1 protein-coding gene and 1 pseudogene are annotated in these 595 nt (G+C 42.4%); both read right to left on the bottom strand.

Features of this window, described 5'->3' with window-relative positions; translation table 11 throughout:
• Positions 1 to 193: pseudogene (locus AC1DRF_RS31525) on the bottom strand (amidohydrolase family protein); the annotation flags it as partial.
• Positions 178 to 595 (bottom strand): 3-hydroxyanthranilate 3,4-dioxygenase (gene nbaC / locus AC1DRF_RS31520; protein WP_477742762.1); only part of this gene is annotated, 418 nt, incomplete at its 5' end. The pseudogene AC1DRF_RS31525 and the gene nbaC, both read right to left, overlap by 16 nt.

Genomic DNA, 595 nt, shown 5'->3' with positions numbered 1-595 from the left:
TGTCAGCTATACGTTTTTCAGGGCTCCATACTTGGTCCGTTACGTCTCTGAAGTTTTTCCCTCCGACCATAATCGATGCTCCGCATGTACATGTACGTTCTAGCACGGGCCAGCGCTCACCACCATATTTTTGAGCAAAATCAGGGAAACTTTCCGGAATGATATGTGTGTGAAAATCTATTCGCATTTCCATTCACTCGCTTCCGGTGCCATAACATGATTACACTTTTTACATGTGCGTAATTCTAAGCTGCTGTTAAACTCATGAATGGCTTCTTTTACTTGAACTTCAATATTAGTTAGCTGAACTTTCACACGATGCATTTCCCCATCACATTCATCACAGAACCATACAAAGTCTTCTAACTCCCCTTCACTTCTGTTTCGCTCGATAACAATACCGATTGTATCCGCTACACGATGTGGAGAATGCGGAACGTTTGGAGGAAGTAAATACACTTCTCCTTCTTTCACCGTTACAACTTCGCGCTTGCCTTCTTCATTAATGATTTCAACATAGCAATCACCTTTTAATTGATAAAAGATCTCTTCGGAAGGATCTACGTGGAAATCACGGCGTTTATTGGGTCCCCCC

This window comes from Priestia sp. P5_B4 (assembly GCF_056400385.1).
This window is presented reverse-complemented; position numbering and strand designations above follow the sequence as displayed.